The sequence below is a fragment of the Glycomyces luteolus genome, assembly GCF_027622875.1.
Classification (GTDB): domain Bacteria; phylum Actinomycetota; class Actinomycetes; order Mycobacteriales; family Micromonosporaceae; genus Glycomyces; species Glycomyces luteolus.
Genome location: NZ_JAPZVP010000044.1, coordinates 1 through 1,479, shown reverse-complemented (window position 1 = coordinate 1,479; position 1,479 = coordinate 1). Strand labels below are relative to the sequence as shown.

Genomic DNA, 1,479 nt, shown 5'->3' with positions numbered 1-1,479 from the left:
CTAGGCGATGTCCCGCAAGTTGATGCCGCGCAGTGGAAGCTCTCTCGATCGGTGATGAACAGGTGGGTTGGATATCGGTCCTGTGAAGCGGCCCGCAATGTGGCCGAGAGTCTGAGGGCCGGTCGTTAGGTTGGGGGGTATGAACGATGCTCCCCGCCTCGAACCCATCACGCCCGCCAATGTCGCCATGGCCTGCCGCATCAAGGTCGCGCCCGAACAGGAGGAGTTCGTGGCCCCGGTTGCGGTTTCGCTGGCCGAGGCATACGCGTCCTTCCCGACCGCGTGGCCGCGTCTGGTGTACGTCGGTGACGAACCGGTGGCGTTCGTGATGGGGGGATTCGATCCGGATGCCGAGATCGAGTTCTTCCGATGCGGCATCTGGCGGCTCAATGTCAGCGCCCGGCACCAACGCGCCGGCCTCGGTCGTTTCGCGGTCGAGGCCGTGCTCGGTGAGGCGCGGCAGCGTGGTTCGAAGCGGGCCACCGTGATGTGGAAATCCGGCTCGACCGGCCCTGAGGGCTTCTACCGCAGGATGGGGTTCGAGCCGACCGGTCAGGAGTTCGCAGGGCAAGTGGTTGGTGCGATCGCGCTGGACTAATGGAGACCCCGAGGCTATTGGGGCGCATGGGATCATGCCTGCGTGGCGGGTGTGATCAGTGCGGTGGATGAGACGATGATCGAGCTGTTCAGCGGCCTTTCGGCCCGGCAGTTCACCAAGCTGGTCCGCCAACTTCGGCGTGAGGGTGCCGATTCGGCGCTCAAAGGACGGCCTTGGGGCCTCGCCTTCGAGGACCGAGTGCTGCTGGTCGCGGTCTACTGGCGCACCAACCTCACGATGCGCCAGATCGCGGTTCTGTTCGGCACCTCGAAATCCGCCGCTCACCGGATCATCGACGACCTCGCCCCCAAGCTCGCACTCCGGCCGCGCAAACGCTATGCACCCGAAACGGTCCTGATCGTGGACGGCACGCTGGTGCCCACCCGCGACCACCAGGTCGCGGCGAAGTCGAAGAACTACCGGTACTCGACCAACCACCAGGTGGTCATCCACGCTGACACGCAGCTCGTCGTCACAGTCGGGGAACCCTTGCCTGGCAACCGCAACGACTCGGTGGCCTTCGGCGAGTCCGGTATCGACCACGCCACCCGGACCGCGACGGTCATCGCCGATGGCGGATACCGCGGGACCAGGGCGGTCATTCCGCACCGCCGGAAACACAAGGACGAGCCGCTGATCGACTGGAAAGAGGCCCATAACGCCTCGCATCGGAAGGTCCGGGCCCGCGTTGAGCATGCCTTCGCCTCGATGAAGACCTGGAAAGTCTTGCGCGACTGCCGCCTTCGCGGAGCCGGTGTCGCTGAAGCCATGGCCGGTATCGCCCGCCTCCACAACCTCACGATGACCGGCTGACCGGCCGATCGGTCTTCGGTTGTTCTGGCTTTCACACAACCGAGAGCAACTTGCGGGACATCGCTTAG

The 1,479-nt window shown here is 65.0% G+C and carries 2 protein-coding genes; both read left to right on the top strand.

All coding sequences use genetic code 11. From position 1 onward, the window contains the following. Positions 1 to 139 precede the first annotated feature (139 nt). Positions 140 to 598, top strand: coding sequence for a GNAT family N-acetyltransferase (locus tag O1R50_RS26125; protein WP_208499747.1), 459 nt, complete (start codon positions 140 to 142; stop codon positions 596 to 598). A gap of 42 nt (positions 599 to 640) precedes the next feature. Continuing rightward, positions 641 to 1,411 carry a transposase gene (locus tag O1R50_RS26120; RefSeq protein ID WP_270113200.1) on the top strand — a complete coding sequence of 257 codons (771 nt, stop codon included), beginning with the start codon at positions 641 to 643 and terminating at the stop codon, positions 1,409 to 1,411. Positions 1,412 to 1,479 lie beyond the last annotated feature (68 nt).

What these genes read in the sequence shown, in the direction of transcription:
- O1R50_RS26125 (WP_208499747.1), top strand. Translation starts at nt 140, where the DNA reads ATGAACGATGCTCCCCGCCTCGAACCCATCACGCCCGCCAATGTCGCC.